General features: G+C 66.3%; 13 protein-coding genes. 9 read left to right on the top strand and 4 right to left on the bottom strand.

The window, feature by feature from the left end; translation table 11 throughout:
* The first annotated feature begins 78 nt into the window (after positions 1–78).
* Entirely contained in the window at positions 79–936 is an 858-nt protein-coding gene (locus tag ACA097_RS22505) for a DUF6685 family protein (RefSeq protein WP_371366111.1), read from the top strand.
* Here the strand turns inward: ACA097_RS22505 and ACA097_RS22500 are convergent.
* On the bottom strand, positions 933–1,337 hold the full coding sequence (locus tag ACA097_RS22500; RefSeq protein ID WP_084166676.1) for a helix-turn-helix transcriptional regulator: 405 nt from the start codon (positions 1,335–1,337) through the stop codon (positions 933–935). The two genes, ACA097_RS22505 and ACA097_RS22500, sit on opposite strands and share 4 nt — an antisense overlap.
* Before the next feature lie 234 nt (positions 1,338–1,571).
* Positions 1,572–2,105, bottom strand: coding sequence for a hypothetical protein (locus ACA097_RS22495; RefSeq protein WP_043253525.1), 534 nt, complete (start codon positions 2,103–2,105; stop codon positions 1,572–1,574).
* A 199-nt stretch (positions 2,106–2,304) separates the two neighbouring features.
* Here ACA097_RS22495 and ACA097_RS22490 point away from each other — a divergent pair, with 199 nt between their 5' ends.
* Positions 2,305–2,526 (top strand): hypothetical protein, encoded by a 222-nt coding sequence (locus ACA097_RS22490; RefSeq protein WP_043253526.1) that lies wholly within the window; start codon positions 2,305–2,307, stop codon positions 2,524–2,526.
* A 193-nt stretch (positions 2,527–2,719) separates the two neighbouring features.
* Here ACA097_RS22490 and ACA097_RS22485 read toward each other — a convergent pair whose 3' ends face one another.
* Complete coding sequence (locus ACA097_RS22485) at positions 2,720–7,582, bottom strand: NAD-glutamate dehydrogenase (RefSeq protein WP_371366108.1); 4,863 nt, start codon at positions 7,580–7,582, stop codon at positions 2,720–2,722.
* A 265-nt stretch (positions 7,583–7,847) separates the two neighbouring features.
* On the opposite strand from ACA097_RS22485, the gene ACA097_RS22480 reads away from it, so the two are divergent.
* Complete coding sequence (locus tag ACA097_RS22480) at positions 7,848–8,657, top strand: DUF1353 domain-containing protein (protein ID WP_371366106.1); 810 nt, start codon at positions 7,848–7,850, stop codon at positions 8,655–8,657.
* Between the two features lie 46 nt (positions 8,658–8,703).
* Here ACA097_RS22480 and ACA097_RS22475 read toward each other — a convergent pair whose 3' ends face one another.
* Positions 8,704–10,404 (bottom strand): filamentous hemagglutinin N-terminal domain-containing protein, encoded by a 1,701-nt coding sequence (locus ACA097_RS22475; protein ID WP_371366104.1) that lies wholly within the window; start codon positions 10,402–10,404, stop codon positions 8,704–8,706.
* A gap of 229 nt (positions 10,405–10,633) precedes the next feature.
* Between ACA097_RS22475 and ACA097_RS22470 the strand changes: the two genes are divergently transcribed.
* From ACA097_RS22470 to ACA097_RS22445, 6 genes are read left to right on the top strand one after another with little or no spacing between them, the layout of a single operon-like run.
* Complete coding sequence (locus tag ACA097_RS22470) at positions 10,634–11,593, top strand: MoxR family ATPase (RefSeq protein ID WP_043253528.1); 960 nt, start codon at positions 10,634–10,636, stop codon at positions 11,591–11,593.
* Positions 11,593–12,573, top strand: a complete 981-nt coding sequence (locus ACA097_RS22465; protein WP_371366102.1) for a DUF58 domain-containing protein — start codon at positions 11,593–11,595, stop codon at positions 12,571–12,573. The genes ACA097_RS22470 and ACA097_RS22465 overlap by 1 nt, the downstream gene beginning before the upstream one ends.
* Complete coding sequence (locus ACA097_RS22460; protein WP_043253530.1) at positions 12,570–13,067, top strand: DUF4381 domain-containing protein; 498 nt, start codon at positions 12,570–12,572, stop codon at positions 13,065–13,067. The genes ACA097_RS22465 and ACA097_RS22460 overlap by 4 nt, the downstream gene beginning before the upstream one ends.
* Complete coding sequence (locus ACA097_RS22455) at positions 13,060–14,070, top strand: VWA domain-containing protein (protein ID WP_371366100.1); 1,011 nt, start codon at positions 13,060–13,062, stop codon at positions 14,068–14,070. Before ACA097_RS22460 ends, ACA097_RS22455 begins: the two co-directional genes overlap by 8 nt.
* Positions 14,067–15,821 carry a VWA domain-containing protein gene (locus ACA097_RS22450; protein ID WP_371366098.1) on the top strand — a complete coding sequence of 585 codons (1,755 nt, stop codon included), beginning with the start codon at positions 14,067–14,069 and terminating at the stop codon, positions 15,819–15,821. Before ACA097_RS22455 ends, ACA097_RS22450 begins: the two co-directional genes overlap by 4 nt.
* Positions 15,818–17,461 (top strand): BatD family protein, encoded by a 1,644-nt coding sequence (locus ACA097_RS22445; protein WP_043253533.1) that lies wholly within the window; start codon positions 15,818–15,820, stop codon positions 17,459–17,461. Before ACA097_RS22450 ends, ACA097_RS22445 begins: the two co-directional genes overlap by 4 nt.
* Positions 17,462–18,031: the final 570 nt, after the last annotated feature.

Genomic DNA, 18,031 nt, shown 5'->3' with positions numbered 1-18,031 from the left:
CCTCGCGGGTTTACCTATGCTTAGGGCTGTTCGCCAGGCACCAGGAATTTCAAGCCGAACATGAGCCAGAGCCGCAGTATGAGCCAGCGCCTCGTCGCCATAGCCCAACGTCTGGGGCTGGGCGCCGCCGATGCGCACAAGGTGCCGGAACGCACCAGGGCCCTGGCGCTTTGTTTCGAAGCTCCGCAACGCTCCGCCGGCGGAATCGGCTGGCAGTCGGGAGCACCGCTCTATCGCCTGATCGACCTTCCACGCGGCGCACTCTCCGGCCCGGTGCAGGAGGACAAGGCGCGAGTCCATGCGGTCCTGAAGAAACTTGTTGGCCGCCGCAGCGAGAGCCTGCCCAGCCTGGACTTGCGACTGATCGATGGTCTCTGCGTGCGCGGTGTGCTTGCCGACAGCCAATTGCCGGACTTCGAAGCGCTCGCGGCCAGCGATGCCTGCAAGCGCGTACGGATCATCAGCTACAACGACTTCAGCCGGGTGCTCGGCCTGGCGTTGCCGGGCTACGAGCGCAAGAGCGAAACGCTTCGCCTGCGCCAGGCCGACTGGCATGGCGCGCGGCTGTTCTGGGAAGACGACAACCAAGCCTGTGAACTGGCCAGCGCCATCGTCTATGCGCGGCGACGCGGGCTGGAGATCACCCTGCCGGCGAAGATCGAACATTTCAGCCTGCTGCCGGATGCGCTGCGCGACCTCGACGAGCGCTTCCACATGCTCGCCATCCCCACCCAGGCGTGGAGCGACGCCGGCTTCATGGGCCTGCTGCTCGACACCGGTCTCCCCTACGCCCGCTTCGGCCTGTTCAACAGCGAGACTCCGGAAAGCCTGCTGCTACCCAAGGATCACCCGCAAGCCAGGATTTTCGGTGAAGGATTGCGCGAAATAGGCGCACCGGACATGGTCGCCTATCTGCGACAGCACGCTGCGGGTTAGGCCTCGTCTTCTTCGGACGCCTGCCCCTCTTCGTCCAGATGCGCCAGAACGTCGCGATGGCGCTCACGCCATTCCTCCAGGCTTATTTCGCTGTTCTGCAGCAGCTCGGGGTTCTGCTGCACGAGGTAGACGGCCGCGCGCTGTGCCGAATCGGCAATCTTCCAGTCCACCACTGGGGTGTCGAGCGGCCCCTCATAGGCGATCCAGCGGACGAACTGCGGATAGACGCTGCAGATCTTCTGGAAGTCCTCGTCATGCATGCGTTGCAGGCCGAGTTCGATGTTCTCGATGCTTTTCGCCTTCATCCCGACGGCTTCGGCCAGTTCCCGCCGACTCAGCCCCATCAGTTCACGCAGGCCACGCAGCCGCTGAGCGGGGGTAAAGAGGAAGTTTTTCATCATCTGTCATCCATGTCCGGCTAATCGATATCGCCAAAACCCTATGGATTAGGGCGTTTTTGCTAATCAAATCAACGTTTTGACGCGGATCTGAAAGCGGCGGACATGGTGCAGGATGCTACCGGCCGGGGGAAACTTCCTGATTTCCCAAGCTTAAGGAGGAAAAGGACTACATCCGCCTGGATGAGCCGCCCGGCCGTGAGCAGCGATGGATGTGGTAGCGGGCAGATCGGCCGATCAGTCTTCCTGCTCGGCGTTCTTCAGGCTTTCGTACGCAGGCTCGGCCGGAATGCCGATTTCCACGCACAGTTGCATGACCCGCTCCAGGTCGTTGCGGTAGACGAGCACCGCCTGAAGTTCGTCGTCCAGCGGCTCACTGAAGTCCAGCAGGACGTAGCCGCCCTTTTCCGGATAGAGCGCGCTCAGTTGTACCTGGATACGATTGAGCGCCGTCAGCGCATCGGCCTTTTGCAGCTGCTTGGGCTGCAGCACGAAGTTGACGCTCTTGTCGAACGAGGCGCGGATGTTCTCGAACAGTTCCATATAGCTGTCTGCCTGGAACAGCACGATGTCCGGCAGGCTGCCGACCACCACCCATTCGCCCAGCGGGATGGGGAAGCTGTCGTCGTAGTTGATGTCCGGATTGGCTGCCAGGAAAGCCTGCGGATCGGCGTAGGCCTGCGCTGCCTCGTCGGCGATCTGCCCGATTTCCTCCTCGCCCATGCAACCGGAGCTGATGAGGGTGAGAAGTTCGGCGAGTTGCTCTTTCATGGACGCGGTCCTGTTGCAGATGACGAGGGCGCGGAGCATAGCCGGATTCGCGGCGTTTTTCCGCTCAGAAACTTCTGTAGGAAATGACTGTCGGAATCGCTCGAACGATAACGACTATCGACCGGGATGATTTCTCAGGATGCGGCACCGCCTTTAGCCTTTCCACATCCCCGCTCCCACAGCCCCGGGTGAACCCATCATGCGCAAATCCGTTTACAGCCTGTTGCTGGCCGTGCCCGTACTTCTCATGGGATGTGCCGAACGCCCCGCCAGCAGCGAACCGCAGCACGTCTACAGCGAAGCCGAAGTCAAAGCCTTCGCGCTCAAGGCGCTCAGCGCCAGCGACATGAACAGCGACCTCTATGCTCGCTATCGCCGCGCGCTGACCGAGCAACATCACAGCGATGGCGCCGGCAGCTGACGCACGAACCTCGCTTTCCGGCCTGACCACCAGGCCGTCAGACCAGCCCGTCAGGCTTGGTCTTGCGCCGGAGCCGTTGCGTGAGGCCTTAACGCCCCAGCCTCCTCGGTACCGCCAGACCTGTCCCTCTCGTTAAAAAAAGGCCCCGCTACAAGCGGGGCCAGTGGTTCATGCTCGGTTCAGCCTGCAGGCATCAGGAATTACCTGCTCCGTGCTGGCTGCTCTGGGCAAGATCGAGCAGCTCGCGATTGGCGACCGCGTACATGGCGTAGTCGGTACCGGTCGAGGCGCGAAGTTCGACCAGCATGGCGCGCCAGCGCTCGACCAGCGGTCGATGCTGCGCAATCCACAGGTCCACCCGCTCAGCCATGTCCGCCGGGCCGTCCTGCATCTGCAGGACCGACACGGTGATCGCCCGCTGCTGCCAGTCCAGATCGTCGCGGAAAGCCTCGCGGGCCAGCGCCTGCCAGTTGTTCTCCACCGGCAGGTTGCTGATCTGCTGCAGGTACCAGGTCAGCTCCAGCTCGCTGCCAATGGCGAAGTAGGCGCGCGCCACGTCGGCCGGGTCGCGGCCGGTGACGTCCGCCGCCTCGATGATCGGCAGCAGGGTGTAGAGATGGCTGGTGCCAGCGACCATGCGTGCCAGAAGCTCCGGCACGCCGGCATCGACATAGGCCTGATAGCGGGCCTGCCACAGCTCGCGGGTCGGCCCTTCGAGCAACTCGTCGAGCTTGAGCCCCAGGGCAGCGATCCGCGGACCGAAGTGAGCGACGTCACGAGCGGCGTCCTGCTCGTTGCGGCGGCTGCGCAGGAACCAGCGGGTGGCACGGCGGCCCAGGCGCATCAGTTCATCCATCAGGGTCAGCTGGACTTCCGCCGGAACCTGGTAGTCGAGCTGCTCGATCTGGCGGAACCAGTGCGGCAGGTGGAACACGTCGCGGACGATCACATAGGCGCCGGCGACGTTCGCCGGGGTCATGCCGGTGGACTCCTTCAGGCGCTGCACGAAGGTGATGCCCATGTGGTTGATCAGGTCGTTGGCGATCTGGGTGCTGACGATCTCGCGTTTCAGGCGGTGCTTGCGCATGGCCTGGCCGAACTTGTCGACCAAGGTCTGCGGGAAGGCAGTCTCCATGTCGCGGGTGAGGTAATCGTCGTCCGGTACCAGCGAACCCAGCAGCTGTTCCTTCAGGTCGATCTTGCTCCAGGAGATCAGCACGGAAAGCTCCGCACGGGTCAGCCCCTGTCCGGCGGCGATACGTTCGGCCAGGGCCTCGTCGGTAGGCAGGAACTCCAGCGCGCGGTCGAGCTTGCCGCGGCCTTCCAGGTCGTTCATCAGCCGTTTGTACTCGGCGATGCGCTCGCGGGCGCGGCGCTCGGCCAGGGACAGCGCCTGGGTCTGCTTGTAGTTGTTGCCCAGCACAAGGTCGCCGACCTGCTCGGTCATCTCGGCGAGCAGGCTGTTGCGCTGCTTGCCGGTCATGTCGCCGGCGGCCACCACTTCGTTGAGCAGGATCTTGATGTTGACCTCGTGGTCGGAGCAGTCCACACCACCGGCGTTGTCGATGAAGTCGGTGTTGCAGGCGCCGCCGTTCAAGCCGAACTCGACACGGCCGAGCTGGGTGATGCCCAGGTTGCCGCCCTCGCCCACTACCTTCACGCGCAGCTCGCGACCGTCCACGCGCAGGGCGTCGTTGGCCTTGTCGCCGACGTCGGCGTGGCTTTCCTTGCTCGACTTCACATAGGTGCCGATGCCGCCGTTCCACAGCAGGTCGACCGGCGCCTTGAGCAGCGCATTGATCAGCTCGGTGGGGGTCAGGCGTTCGGCCTGGATGTCGAAGCGCTCGCGCACTTCCGGGCTCAGCGTGATGCTCTTGGCGCTGCGCGGGAAGATGCCGCCGCCGGCGGAGATCAGCTTGGCGTCGTAGTCCGACCAGGCCGAGCGCGGCAGGTTGAACAGGCGCTGGCGCTCGGCGAAGCTGGCTGCCGGGTCCGGGTTCGGGTCGAGGAAGATGTGCAGGTGGTTGAAGGCTGCCACCAGTTGCAGCTTGTCGGACATCAGCAGGCCGTTGCCGAACACGTCACCGGCCATGTCGCCGATGCCGATGACGGTGATGCTGTCTTTCTGCACGTCGATGCCGCGCTCGCGGAAGTGCCGCTGCACCGATACCCAGCCGCCACGGGCAGTGATGCCCATGCCCTTGTGGTCGTAGCCGGCCGAACCACCGGAGGCGAAGGCGTCGCCCAGCCAGAAGTTGTATTCGGCGGAGATGCCGTTGGCGATGTCGGAGAAGGTCGCGGTGCCCTTGTCCGCCGCCACCACCAGGTAGGGATCGTCCGGATCATGGCGTACCACGTTGGCCGGCGGGACGATCTGGCCTTCCTTGATGTTGTCGGTGACGTCCAGCAGGCCGGAAATGAAGATGCGGTAGCAGGCGATCGCCTCGTTCTGGATCTCATCGCGACTGCCACCCAGCGGCAGCCGGCGCGGAATGAAACCACCCTTGGCGCCCGTGGGCACGATCACTGCGTTCTTCACCTGCTGCGCCTTCACCAGGCCCAGCACTTCGGTGCGGTAGTCTTCCTCGCGGTCGGACCAGCGCAGGCCGCCGCGGGCCACGTCGCCGAAGCGCAGGTGCACGCCCTCCACCCGCGGGCAGTAGACGAAGATTTCGAACTTCGGCGTCGGCCGGGGGATTTCCGGAATGGCCTTGGGATTGAACTTGAAGCTGAAGTAGCTCTTGTTCTGCCCGGCTGCATCCGGCTGGTAGAAGTTGGTACGCAGGGTCGCCTTGATCAGGTCCAGGTAGCGCCGCAGGATGCGGTCTTCGTTGAGCACCTGGACGTTGTCCAGCGCCGCGAGGATCGCTTGTTCCAGCTTCTGCTGCTTGTCTTCGAGGTCCTCGGTGGTGAGCTTGCGCGCAAGGTAGAAGCGGGTCTTGAACAGGCGCACCAGTTCGCGGGCGATGTCCACGTGGGCGTTCAGGGCGCTGGCGATGTAGCCGAGGTCGAAGCCCAGGCGGATCTGCTTGAGGTAGCGGGCGTAGGCGCGCAGCAGCGCAACGTCGCGCCACGGCAGGCCGGCGGTCAGTACCAGGCGGTTGAACGCATCGTTCTCGGCGTCGCCGTTGACGATGTGGACGAAGGCATCCTGCAGGGTCTCGTTGAGTTCCTGGATGTTCACGTCCAGGCCTTCGGCGTAGGTGAAGGCGAAGTCGTGGATCCAGTACTCGCGGCCATTGGCATGGCGCAGGTGATAGGGGAACTCGCCGAGCACGCGCAGGCCGAGGTTCTCCAGGATCGGCAGGACGTCGGACAGCGCCAGCGGGGCGTCGGCATGGTACAGCTTGCAGTGCAGCTGCTGTTCGCTCTGCGCCAGCGGCTGGTAGAAGCTCATCACCAGCGGGCGGCTATCCGACAGGCTGAGCAGGTGCTGCAGGTCGACCACCGCGAAATGCGCGGCGAAGCGCTCGCGGTAACCGGCCGGGAAGCCTTTCGGGAAGTCCTCGAGGATGTTGGTGCCCTGGCCTTCGCCGAAGTTCTCCACCACCAGCGCGGCGTAGTCGTCCTGCCAGGAACGGCAGGCCTGGATGGCTTCCTCTTCGAGCCGCTTGGGATCGAGGTCGATGCGGGTCTTCGGATCGACGCGCAGGATGAACTGCACGCGGGCCAGGGTCGATTCGGAGAAGAAGGTCCAGAACTCGGCGTCGCTGGCCTTCAGGCGGTCGCGCAGGACCTGCTCGATCTTGATCCGCGTCTCGGTGGAATAGATGTCGCGCGGCACGTAAGCCAGGCAGTAGCAGAAGCGGCCGTACGGGTCCTTGCGCAGGAACAAGCGAATCTTGTTGCGTTCCTGGATCTGCACGATGGACATGGCGGTGCTGAACAGCTCATCCACCGGTGTCTGGAACAGGTCGTCGCGCGGCAGCACTTCGAGCACCTGGGCCAGTTCCTTGCCGAGGTGGCCGTTGGCGTCGAAGCCGGAACGACGCTCGACTTCGGCGACCTTGCCACGGATCGACGGGATCTGGCTGACGCTTTCGTTGTACACCGATGAGGTGAACAGGCCCATGAAGCGGAACTCGCGCAGGACCTTGCCCTTGGCGTCGATCTCGCGGATCGACACGTAGTCCGGGTAGGCCGGGCGATGCACGCGACTGGGGTGCGAGGCCTTGGCGAAGGACAGCAGCAGCGGCTCGCGGAGGTAGGCCACCGCGTAGTCCTCGATGTGCAGTTCTTCCTTGCTCAGGCCCGCACGCTGCAGCTTGGTCACGCCGAGGAGGGACTTCTCGTCGTAGACGACGTAGCCGCCGTCCTCGTCGTCCTCGACGGTGAATTCTTCATAGCCGAGGAAGGTGAAATGGTTGTCCAGCAGCCATTCGAGGAAGGCGCGGACTTCGGCGGTTTCTTCGGCGCGCGCCTTGGACTTCGACTTGCCGAGCCAGGTCAGGACTTCCTGGGCCTTGCCGCGCATGGCGGGGAAGTCGGCGACCGCCAGGCGCACTTCGCCGAGCACTTCCAGCAGCGACTTCTCCAAGGTGCGCAGCTCGCCGACGTGGGAGGCACGGTCGATCTCCAGGTACATCAGCGACTCGTGGAGCACGTCCTTGCCGGAGGTGCCCTTGGGCAGCAGCTCCTGCAGCTCGCCCTTGGCGTTGCGGCGCACGCTGACCACGGTGGTCTGCAGGTTGTGGATGCTGTAGCCGCGGCGGTTCAGTTCCATGCGCACCGAGTCGACCAGGAACGGCTGGTCCGGGTGCAGCACCTGCACGGCGGTGTGGGTGGACTGCCAGCCATGCTTTTCGTAATCGGGGTTGTACACCTGCACTTCCGGCGCGGCGGCGTCGAAGCGCTCCAGCAGGCGCCAGGAAGACAGGGTGCAACCGACCAGGTCGGACAACCGGCGCTGGGTCAATTCGTCGAGGGAGATGAGACCGAAGAACTGTTCAGCGAACAGGGCTACTTGTGGCAGCACCTTGTCGCTGACGTGCTGAGCCAGGGCCGATTGCAGTTGCTGCTGGAAATCGGCTTTGCTGGCCGCGGTGAAGAACGCCATGGTTGTACTCCGCTTGGCTCGTTTTATTGGCTTTCAGCGTAGATCGCTTATTCGCACTAGGGAGGTCACAGGACAGTTGGGCAGTGTGACGCCAGCAGACGACCGCGACCGGCCGGTCAGCGTGGCCCGTCGAGCTTAACGAGGTCGATGGCGGAAGGGCTTATCGGGGTGCGACATATTCGTTCAACGCCATGCAGGTGAGTGGAACTACCGTGCAAGATGGCCAGGCGCTATCATCGCCTGCCCTCCCCGCGGAATGGATTCCATGGACGTCGCTCCACCGCTGCGGCGCCCGCTGCTGCCACGCCTGCCTCACCTGCTCGTCACCCTGCTCGGCATCGTCCTGCTGATCCTTTCCTGTCGGTACCTGCCCGAGCTGTTCACTCCGCTCCTGGCCGGCGCCATTCCGGTTTACCTGGGCGTCGCGCTGCCGAACTGGGTCGGCCGTTGCGAACGCCTGCAGCGCATCCGCGATGCGCGCCAGAAGTCGGTCGACCACTGGGGCTTCTGCGGTCGCGACCGGCCTGGCCCCTGGGTGAACTACATCGACTATCCGCTGACGGTGGAATGCGCCGAGCTTCGCGAGCGCTTCTTCTATAGCGAATGGCTGGTGATCCACGACGGGCGGATCATCGTCAATCCGGGCCACTCCAGCGTTGCCCCGGAGCGCGGCGAGGTCAGCTATCACTTCGACCGTCCGCGCACCTACGCCTGGGACGGCTGCTCGCCGAAGATTCCCTTCTATTGGCTGGCGATCATCGGCACGCCGGACTGGTGGGAACACCGGGAAAACGTGCAGTTCATCCGCAATGGCCAAGTGGAGTCGAAAGAGGTGTTCTGGCCGGTGGCGCACCACGCGAGCCTGGTGCACGACGCGCTCTACCAATTCCTGAATGTCGCGCCGGTGCGCAAGGAGCAGGCGGACCGCCTGTTCCAGCGCATGCTGCTGGAATCGGGCATGCCGCGCCCGCTGGCCTGGCTGTATTTCCTGGCCGTGGTGCATGGCGGCGCCAGGGAAACCCGTGGGCTGGATAACCCCAACAGCAAGTTGCATTGCCTGACGGCAATCCCGTGAATGCACGACGGCGCCGTGTGGGCGCCGTCGCTCTTTAGCGCCCGGACTAGAGCTCGACCCGCTCGCTACGCTTGTTCTGGCCGAAGATCTGCCCACCCTCGTTGTCCAGTTGCGCCACATTCAAATGGAGCAACTCGTGGCTCCCCAGCACGCCACGATTGACCAGGCTCCCTGCACTGAGCCACAGCTCGCCCCAGGCGGTCAGCGTGCCCTGGTTGCTCAGTTCGCCACGTACGTCGATGAGCGTGGTCGAACCGCCGTCGAGGATCGCGCCCTGGTTCAGCGCCAGGGAGCCCGCGCTCAGCTCGAAACGCTCCTGGCTCATCAGCCGGCCGAAGCCGCTGTAGCGCCCATCCAGGCGCAACTCGAAGCTGCCCTCGCTGACGATCTGTCCGTCATTGCGCCAATCGCCGCCGCGCCCCTGCAGGTTGCCTGTGGCGATGAGCTTGCCGGTCTTGCCCTGCTCCAGACGACCGACATCCAGGTACAGATCACGCGCCTGTAACTGGCTGTGGTTGACCCAATGGTCGCGCTTCACCGTCAGGCTGGAGCGAGTGACGAAACGCCCGCCGGCCAGCCCCAGTTGCACCAGGTCGATGCCGAAGGCGCCGGTGCCACCATGGCTGATCGTGCCGCCAGCGTTGAGCAGTTGGCCGCTGCGCAGGTCGAGGTCGCGCGCCGCGCTTTCGATGTAGCCGGAGCTGTTGTCCAGCAGCCCGCCAACATGGATTTCGCTGACGCCCTCGCGGCCACGGACGCGAATCTGCCCGCCGCGGTTGTCCAGGTTTCCGCCTACCCGCATCGACAGGCGACCGGCGCTCTCCAGGCTGCCGCCATTGCGCAGATCGCTCGCTACGTTCATCTCCGTATCACCCGCGGCACGCAGGCGGGCCAGCTCCAGGCGGCCGTTGCTGTCGATACGAATATCGCCGGCACTGGCTGCCAGTTCACCGGCCAGTTTTACCCCGACGCCCTGTTCGGTGCCGACCAGGCGGATGCTGTTGGCGTACATGCCGCCCAGTGCCGAGCTGTCGATGGCCAGCCGAGGCTGCGCGCTGCCATCGGACTCCTTGGCGCGGGTCGACAGGCTGTCGGCATCCACGCGATTGCGTCCGACCACCACGTCGAGCTGCCGGGCATGCAGTGCGGCATTCAGGGTCGCGCTGCGCGTGATCAGCTCGAACTGCTCGACGCCGCGTGCGTCGAGCCCGGCGCCCTCGACGAGGATGTCGCCCGCGTCGACGTCGTACCCCTGCAGACGCTCGCCGTCGAACAGCGGCTTGCCGCTGGTCAAGGTCGCGCGCGGCGTGTTGATGAAGCCACAGCCGTTACAAGTGATGCCGTTGGGGTTGGCCACGATCACCTGGGCGCCCTGCCCGGCCACTTCGGTGTAGCCGCGCAGTTGCGAGCGGCTGCCGCCAGTGACTTCGTTGAGAATCCGCCGCGCAGCCCCGCCAGCGAGGTTGGGATTGCCGCCGATGACGCCGCCGAGCTGGGTTTGCACCGCGCCACCGGCGTTATTGAGGATCAGGCCTTCGCGGCCGACGTTGTACTGGCTGAACCTGTTGTGCGAAAGGCCATTGGCGTCGGGTGTGGCGATGTTGACCACAGGGACGCCGTTCGCCGCCTGGCCAAGCCCGGTGTTGCTGCCGGAATCGAGGCCGAGCGCCGCAGCGTCGGCGGCGGATTGGAGCAGGAACAGCAGGCTGCAGACGACGGCAGGATGAGTGGGACGGAAGCAAGGCATGGGGTTGGCTCCTTGGGTTTGAGGAGCTATCCAAGCTAGTGCCGGGGTTCCTCGGAAGTGCGCCTTCGCCCCATCGGATCGATCTCGTTCCTTCGCCAGGAAACAGCTCACGACGCTGTAGGCGCCTTACTGCCGCATACCCTGCACGGCCGCCCACCGATGCAGTAAAGTATGGGCCCCGAGGCGGCCGGTCCCGCGCCGCCCTTGCCAGTCCAGGAACCCTCCTTCAATGGAACATCGTGAGGCGCTCGCCGCGCTGCGAACTTACCTTTCCAGTCAGATCCTCGGCCAGGAAAAGCTTATCGAGCGCCTGCTCATCGCCCTGCTCGCCGACGGCCACCTGTTGGTGGAGGGCGCACCCGGACTGGCCAAGACCAAGGCCATCAAGGACCTCGCGGAAGGCCTGGAAGCCGAATTCCACCGTATCCAGTTCACCCCCGACCTGCTGCCCGCGGACATCACCGGCACCGAGATCTATCGTCCGGAAAACGGCACCTTCGAGTTCCAGCAGGGGCCGATCTTCCACCACCTGGTGCTGGCCGACGAAATCAACCGCGCGCCGGCGAAAGTGCAGTCGGCGCTGCTCGAGGCCATGGCCGAACGCCAGGTCAGCGTGGGGCGCAGCACCTATGATCTGCCGCCGCTGTTCCTGGTGATGGCGACGCAGAACCCGATCGAGCAGGAAGGCACCTACCCACTGCCCGAGGCCCAGCTCGACCGCTTCCTGATGCACGTGAAGATCGGCTACCCGGAAGCCTCGGTGGAGCGCCGCATCCTCCAGCAGGCGCGCGGCGAGGCGCTCAACGGCGAGACCAAGCCGGAGCGCCAGGTCACCCAGGAGTCCATCTTCGCCGCCCGCCACGAGATTCTCGGCCTGTACATGGCCGACGCCGTGGAGGAATACCTGGTGCAGCTGATCATGGCCACGCGCCAGGCCGCCAAGTACGACCCCGAGCTGGCCGAGTGGATCGCCTACGGTGCCAGCCCGCGCGGCTCCATCGCCCTCGACCGTTGTGCGCGCGCCCATGCCTGGCTGGCCGGGCGGGATTTCGTCAGCCCCGAAGACATCCAGGCCGTGCTGTTCGACGTGCTGCGCCACCGCCTGATCCTGTCGTTCGAGGCCGAGGCCGCGGGCATTGACCAGGACCGCGTGGTCCAGCGCATTCTCGACGTGGTCGCAGTCGCCTGATGCACACCGACGCTGGCGAACGCAGGACGCCGGAACACGCAGGAGTGGCCATCGATCTGCAGGAGCTGATCGATATCCGTCACCGCCTGCGCGAAGTCCAGCTGTTCTCCACGCCCGCCCGCCGCAGCCCGCTGATCGGCCTGCACCACTCGCGCCTGCGCGGCCGCGGGGTGGACTTCGACCAGGTGCGCGTGTACCAGGCCGGCGACGACGTGCGCACCATCGACTGGCGCGTCACCGCACGCACCCGCGAGCCGCACACCAAGCTGTTCCACGAGGAGCGCGAGCGCCCGGTGTTCGTCCTGGTGGAGCAGAGCCAGCGGCTGTTCTTCGGCTCCGGCCTGTGCCTGAAGTCGGTACTGGCCGCGCGCGCCGCCGCCCTCCTCGGCTGGGCGGCGCTGGCGCACAACGACCGCATCGGCGGCCTGGTGCTGAGCGACCAGGACACCCACGAAATCAAGCCGCGCCGCAGCAAGCAGAGCCAACTGCGTCTGCTCAACCTGATCGTCCGCGCCAATCACGCCCTGCTTTCCGGCAAGCCCTCGGCGAACAGCGGCGACTGTTTCGGCCTGGCCCTGCGCCGCGCCCGCGAGGTGCTGCGGCCGGGCAGTCTGGTGATGATCGTCTGCGACGAGCGCGCCCTCGGCGCGACCCCGCAGGGCGACTTGGCGGAGCAGCAGCTGAGCCTGCTCGCCCGGCATACCGACCTGGTGTTGCTGCCGGTTTCCGACCCCCTCGACCACGCCCTGCCCGCGGCCGGCCTGATGCGCTTCAGCGAAGGCAGGGCAATGCTCGAAGTGGACACCCTCGTCGACGAGCAGCGCCTGGCCTATCGCGCCCTCGGCGAAGCGCGCCGCGAACGCTGGCGCCGGCTCAGCCAGCGCCTGGGCGTGCCCTTGCTGCCGCTGAGCACGCAGATCGAGCTGATCGAGCAGTTGCGTGACCAGCTCGAACAACATCAGTCGGGGCGCCGCGCATGAACCCGCTCGCCGACCTGCAACCGCTGATCGATCCGCCGCCCGTTCCCGGCTGGCCGCCGGCGCCGGGCTGGTGGCTGCTCGCCGCGCTACTGCCGTTGCTGGCCTGGGCACTCTGGCACTGGCGGCATCGTTGGCTGCCGCGCCGGCGTGTGGTCGAGCCGCAGGAAACCCAGCTCGACCCGCTGCGCCTCGCGGCCCTGGAGGCCTTGGCGCAACTGCCCCGCCCCTACGACGGCGCTCCCGCAGGCCCCTGGCTGCAGGCGATCAACGCACTGCTCAAGCGCCTTTGCCGGGCGCGCTGGCCGAACGACAACAGCCACACCCTGAGCGGCCGGGCCTGGCTGGCATTCCTCGACAATCGCTGCCCGGCCGCGGGCCTGACACGCTGGATGATCCTCGTCGAGGGTGGCTACCGCTCCGAATGCAAGCTCGACGACAAGGCCATCGAAGGCCTCGCCGCGTCGGTGGAAACCTGGGTGCGCAAGCATGTTTGAGTTCGCCTGGCCGTGGATCTTCCTGCTTGCCCCGCTGCCCTGGCTGCTGCGCCTGGTGCTGCCGGTGGCCGACAGCGGCGAAGCTGCGCTGAAGGTGAGCTTCCTCGCTGAGCTGGAAGGACTGGCCGGTCGCCGTGCCCGCGCCCGCCTGCCGTCCTGGCGGCTGCAGGCGCCCTTCGTGCTGATCTGGATCCTGCTGCTGCTCGCCGCCGCGCGCCCGCAGTGGGTCGGCGAACCGCTGCCGATTCCCGCCAGCGGCCGCGACCTGCTGCTGGCAGTGGACGTCTCGGGTTCCATGGACACCACCGACCTCAAATGGCAGGACGCGGACATCAGCCGCCTCGGCCTGATCCAGAAGCTCTTCGGCAACTTCATCGAGGAGCGCCGCGGCGACCGCGTCGGGCTGATCCTGTTCGGCAGCCGCGCCTACCTGCAGGCACCGCTGACCTTCGACCGCCATACCGTGCGGATCTGGCTCGACGAAGCGCGCATCGGCATCGCCGGCAAGGACACCGCCCTGGGCGATGCCATTGGCCTCGCGGTGAAACGCCTGCGCCAGCGTCCGGCGGAAAGCCGCGTGCTGGTGCTGATCACCGACGGCGCCAACACCGCCGGCGAGGTACCGCCGCTGACCGCTGCGCGGCTGGCCGCCGAGGAACACGTGAAGATCTACACCATCGGCATCGGCGCCGACCCGCAACCCGGCGGCGTGCTGGGCATGCTCGGCCTGGCGCCAGGCATGGACCTGGACGAGCCGACACTCAAGTCCATTGCCGCAACGACCGGCGGCGAGTACTTCCGCGCCCGCACCGGCGAGGAGCTGCAGCGCATCTCCTCGACCCTCGACAGCCTCGAACCGGTCAGCCAGAAGCCGACCCAGGCACGTCCGGCCGTGGCGCTTTATCACTGGCCGCTGGCTCTGGCGATGCTGTTCAGCATGCTGCTGGTGGCCGCCGAGCTGTTCCCGCGCGAAGACTGGCGCTGGCCGTGGAGGCGTTCATGAGCCTGTGGCCGCACCTGCTGCACCCCTGGTGGCTGTTGCTGCTGCCGCCGCTCGCCTGGTTGCTGTGGAAGATCCTGCATCGCCAGCGCCGCGCCGGGCGCTGGCAACTGCTGCTGCCGGCCGCCTTCCATCCCTGGCTGCTGGCCGGTGGCAGCGGCCGCGCCGACCGCCGCCCGTGGATCTACCTCGGGCTGGCCTGGCTGCTGGGCGTACTGGCCCTGATCGGCCCGAGCTGGCAGCGCATCGAGCAGCCGGCCACGCAGCGCATCGACCCGCTGGTGGTGGTGCTCGAACTGACGCCGCAGATGCTCGCCACCGACCTCAACCCCAGTCGACTCGAACAGGCGCGGCGCAAGATCCTCGACCTGCTGCGCGCACGCAGCGATGCGCAGACCGCCATCGTCGTCTACGCCGGCAGCGCGCACACCCTGGTACCGCTTTCCAACGACATGCTGACCGCACGCAACCTGCTCGACGCCCTCAAGCCGTCGATCATGCCCGAGCCCGGGGAGCGCGCCGACCTCGCCGTGCTGCTCGGCCGGCAACTGCTCGACCATGGCGCCCAGGGCGCAGGGCGCCTGCTGCTGATCACCGATGGCCTGACCACGGAAGAACAGCAAGGCATCCGCAAGGCCCTACACGGCAAAGGTTCGAGCTTCTCGCTGCTCGCGGTCGGCAGTGCCAGCGGCGCGCCCATCCTGCAGGAGGACGGCACCTACCTGAAGGACGCCCAGGGCAGCATTCTCCTGCCGCGCCTGGACGAAGCCTCGCTGCGCCGCTTCGCCGATAGCCTGGATGGCCGCTACCAACGCATGGGCCACAGCGACCGCGACCTGCGCGCGCTCGGCCTGCTGAATGCCAACCACGGCGTGAACATCACCAATGAAGACGCCATGCTGCGCCTGCAGCGCTGGGCGGACCAGGGCTACTGGCTGCTGCTGCCACTGTTGCTGCTGGCTGCCTGCGCCGGCCGCCGCGGCTGGTTGTTCTGCCTGCCGCTGCTGATGCTCTGCGCGTCGCCACGGCCGGCCATGGCCTTCGAATTCCGCGACCTCTGGCTGCGCCCCGACCAGCAGGGCCAGCGCCTGCTCGAAGAACAGCGTCCGGCCGAAGCCGCGCAACGCTTCGCCGACTTCCGCTGGCGTGGAGTGGCGCTGTACCAGGCTGGCGAGTACGCCGCCGCTGCCCAGGCCTTCGCCCAGGGCGGCCAGGCCAGCGATCACTACAACCGCGGCAACGCCCTGGCCCAGCTGGGCCAATACGAGGCCGCCATCGACGCTTACGACCAGGCCCTCGAACTGCAAGCGGACCTGAAGCCGGCGCAACACAACAAGGAATTGCTGGAGAACCTGCTGCGCCAGCGCGAAGCCGAGTCCTCGGCCGCCAACAACACCCAGGAGTCTGCGCAAAACAATCCCGCACAGAGCACCAGCGAGAACGCGCAGGCTGCGCCGCAGCACGATGCCGAGCATGATGGGCATGTGGACAGCTCGCGCCCCGGCAATCCCGATTCGACGCTGCAGAACCGCCAGCCGCGGGACCAGCAGCCATCCGACGCGCAAGCGCAATCGACGACGGCGCAGAACGACTCCACGGAACTTGGCGATACGCCCGCGGCCGAAGATGGGCTCAGCGACGAGCGCCGCCAGGCCTTGGAACAATGGCTGCGGCAGATACCCGACGAACCCTCCGAACTGCTGCGCCGCAAGTTCTGGTACCAGCAACAGCAGCGCCAGGAAAACCCTCGATGAAAAGGCTGATCTGCCTGATCCTCCTAAGTCTCGTGGCCCTGCAGGCCGAAGCGAGCTTCACTGCCAGCGTCGACCGCACGCGTCTCTCCGAAGGAGAAAGCGTCGATCTGACCCTCGAGTCCGACGACCCGACCCTGTTCGGAAAACCGGACCTGGCACCGCTGGACGCCCAGTTCCAGGTGCTCGCCACGCGCCAGGTGAACCACTTGACCACCTTCAATGGCAAGTCGCAGGCCACCACGCGCTGGATCATCACCCTGCAGCCACGGCAGAGCGGCACGGTCAGCATTCCCGCCCTGCACCTGGGCAACGGCGAGACCCAGCCGATCAGCCTGGAAGTACTCAAGGCCGACGGCGAAGCAGCCGCACAACAGCTCTCGCCGGTGTTCATGGACGCCAGCGTCGACCACGAGCAGGTCTACGTGCAGGCCCAGGCGGTGCTTACCCTGCGCATCTATCACTCGGTCTCGCTGTACGACGACAGCAACCTGAGCCCGCTGCAGATCACCGACGCCCGCGTCGAACAACTCGGCCAGCCGCGGACCTACGAGAAGGAAATCAACGGCGTGCGCCACGGCGTGATCGAGGTTCGCTACGCGATCTTTCCGCAGCGCAGCGGCGAGCTGACGATCCCCGGCCAGAGCTTCACCGCTACCCAGGTGGCGCGCGGCGGCAGCGACCCGCAGACCCTCGGCAGCCGCCCGGGCAAGCTGGTCAAGGTGACCTCGCCGGACATCCCGCTGCAGGTCAAGGCCAAGCCCGCCGATTACCCGGCCAACGCGCCCTGGCTGCCGGCGCGCTCGCTCAGCTTGAGCGAAAGCTGGACGCCGCAGCCGGAACAGGCCAAGGCCGGCGAGTCGCTGACACGCAACCTTATGCTGCGCGCCGAGGGCCTTTCCAGCGCGCAGTTGCCGCCCCTGCCGCAAACCCTGCCGGCGGGCCTGCGGCACTATCCCGACCAGGCGCAACTCGCTCAGCAGGCGGATGACCAGGGCGTAGTCGGCAGCCGCGAGGAGCGCGACGCACTGGTGCCGGACCAGGCCGGGCAACTGGTGCTGCCGGCCATCGATGTAGTCTGGTGGAACACCCAGGAAGATCGCCTGGAACACACCAACCTGCCCGGTCGCACCCTGACGGTCGCTGCCAATCCGGAGCTGGACGCGCAGAATGCCGTCGCCCCGGCGGCGGACGGCACCCCGGTCGACGGCTATTCGCTCCTTTGGCCCTGGCAGTTGGCGACCCTGTTGCTGAGCCTGACCACCCTGCTCGGCTTCGGCCTCTGGTGGCGCGCCCGCCAACTACCGGCAGTGGCCCGCGCAGCGAGCACCGGCCCGAGCAGCCGCACCCTGCAGGACGAACTGCGCCGCACCTGCCAGGCCAACGATCCCCACGCTACCCGCCAGGCCCTGGATGCCTGGGCGCGGCAGCAGCCGGAAACCCTCGCCGACATGGCAGCGCGCTTCGTGCCGCTGTCCGACGCACTGGACGGCCTCAACGGCGCGCTCTACAGCGACAGCGAAGGCGGAAACAACTGGCAGGGTGAAGAGCTCTGGCGAGCCATTCGCGCCTTGCCGCCGCTCGAAGGCGCCAGCACCGCACCGCAGGAAGGCGCCAGCCTGCCTCCGCTGTATCCACGCTGAAGCCAGCCAGCGCCGGTTGCTGCACCTGATCGAGGTACGCCTGCGCAAACGCGCCAGAGCCCAAGCGCTCTCGTAGGTGCAGGCCTGCTCGGGAACGGCGCCTGGCAATGGCCGGGCCTCCTCAGGTCATTTCGTCCCCTCTCCCCGATGGGAGAGAAAGCCGCTCAGCGCCATCCTGTTGGAACGGATTCATCCGCGAAGCCCCGTGCCGCGCCCACCCTGCAGGAGCGCGCCATGCGCGCGAGTCGCGCAAAAGGTCTACTGCAACGTTGCTTACTGGGTGACTCGCTCCGCTCGACCTTCGGGCCGCGCTAAAGCGCGTTCAGCGCAAGCGCTGTCCCGCGTTCGCGAGGATGACGCGGGAAAAATCGAATCCTGATTCTGTCACTCCCGCGAACGCGGACGCGGCTCCATCGCGAATGGCGCTTGCGCTGGCCCGAAAGGGAATAGCCCAGAAGACAGTCGCTTCTACCTGAAAGCTGGCGGGGTTCGCGATCAAGCTCGCTCCTTCAGGGGACGGCTGCGCACTACCGATTCCCCATAAAAAACCGCGGCCCGAGGGCCGCGGTT

The sequence above is a fragment of the Pseudomonas sp. QL9 genome (genome assembly GCF_041409665.1).
In the GTDB taxonomy this organism is placed as follows: domain Bacteria; phylum Pseudomonadota; class Gammaproteobacteria; order Pseudomonadales; family Pseudomonadaceae; genus Pseudomonas; species Pseudomonas knackmussii.
This window is presented reverse-complemented; position numbering and strand designations above follow the sequence as displayed.

What these genes read in the sequence shown, in the direction of transcription:
- ACA097_RS22505 (WP_371366111.1), top strand. Translation starts at nt 79, where the DNA reads ATGAGCCAGCGCCTCGTCGCCATAGCCCAACGTCTGGGGCTGGGCGCC.
- ACA097_RS22500 (WP_084166676.1), bottom strand. Translation starts at nt 1,337, where the DNA reads ATGATGAAAAACTTCCTCTTTACCCCCGCTCAGCGGCTGCGTGGCCTG.
- ACA097_RS22495 (WP_043253525.1), bottom strand. Translation starts at nt 2,105, where the DNA reads ATGAAAGAGCAACTCGCCGAACTTCTCACCCTCATCAGCTCCGGTTGC.
- ACA097_RS22490 (WP_043253526.1), top strand. Translation starts at nt 2,305, where the DNA reads ATGCGCAAATCCGTTTACAGCCTGTTGCTGGCCGTGCCCGTACTTCTC.
- ACA097_RS22485 (WP_371366108.1), bottom strand. Translation starts at nt 7,582, where the DNA reads ATGGCGTTCTTCACCGCGGCCAGCAAAGCCGATTTCCAGCAGCAACTG.
- ACA097_RS22480 (WP_371366106.1), top strand. Translation starts at nt 7,848, where the DNA reads ATGGACGTCGCTCCACCGCTGCGGCGCCCGCTGCTGCCACGCCTGCCT.
- ACA097_RS22475 (WP_371366104.1), bottom strand. Translation starts at nt 10,404, where the DNA reads ATGCCTTGCTTCCGTCCCACTCATCCTGCCGTCGTCTGCAGCCTGCTG.
- ACA097_RS22470 (WP_043253528.1), top strand. Translation starts at nt 10,634, where the DNA reads ATGGAACATCGTGAGGCGCTCGCCGCGCTGCGAACTTACCTTTCCAGT.
- ACA097_RS22465 (WP_371366102.1), top strand. Translation starts at nt 11,593, where the DNA reads ATGCACACCGACGCTGGCGAACGCAGGACGCCGGAACACGCAGGAGTG.
- ACA097_RS22460 (WP_043253530.1), top strand. Translation starts at nt 12,570, where the DNA reads ATGAACCCGCTCGCCGACCTGCAACCGCTGATCGATCCGCCGCCCGTT.
- ACA097_RS22455 (WP_371366100.1), top strand. Translation starts at nt 13,060, where the DNA reads ATGTTTGAGTTCGCCTGGCCGTGGATCTTCCTGCTTGCCCCGCTGCCC.
- ACA097_RS22450 (WP_371366098.1), top strand. Translation starts at nt 14,067, where the DNA reads ATGAGCCTGTGGCCGCACCTGCTGCACCCCTGGTGGCTGTTGCTGCTG.
- ACA097_RS22445 (WP_043253533.1), top strand. Translation starts at nt 15,818, where the DNA reads ATGAAAAGGCTGATCTGCCTGATCCTCCTAAGTCTCGTGGCCCTGCAG.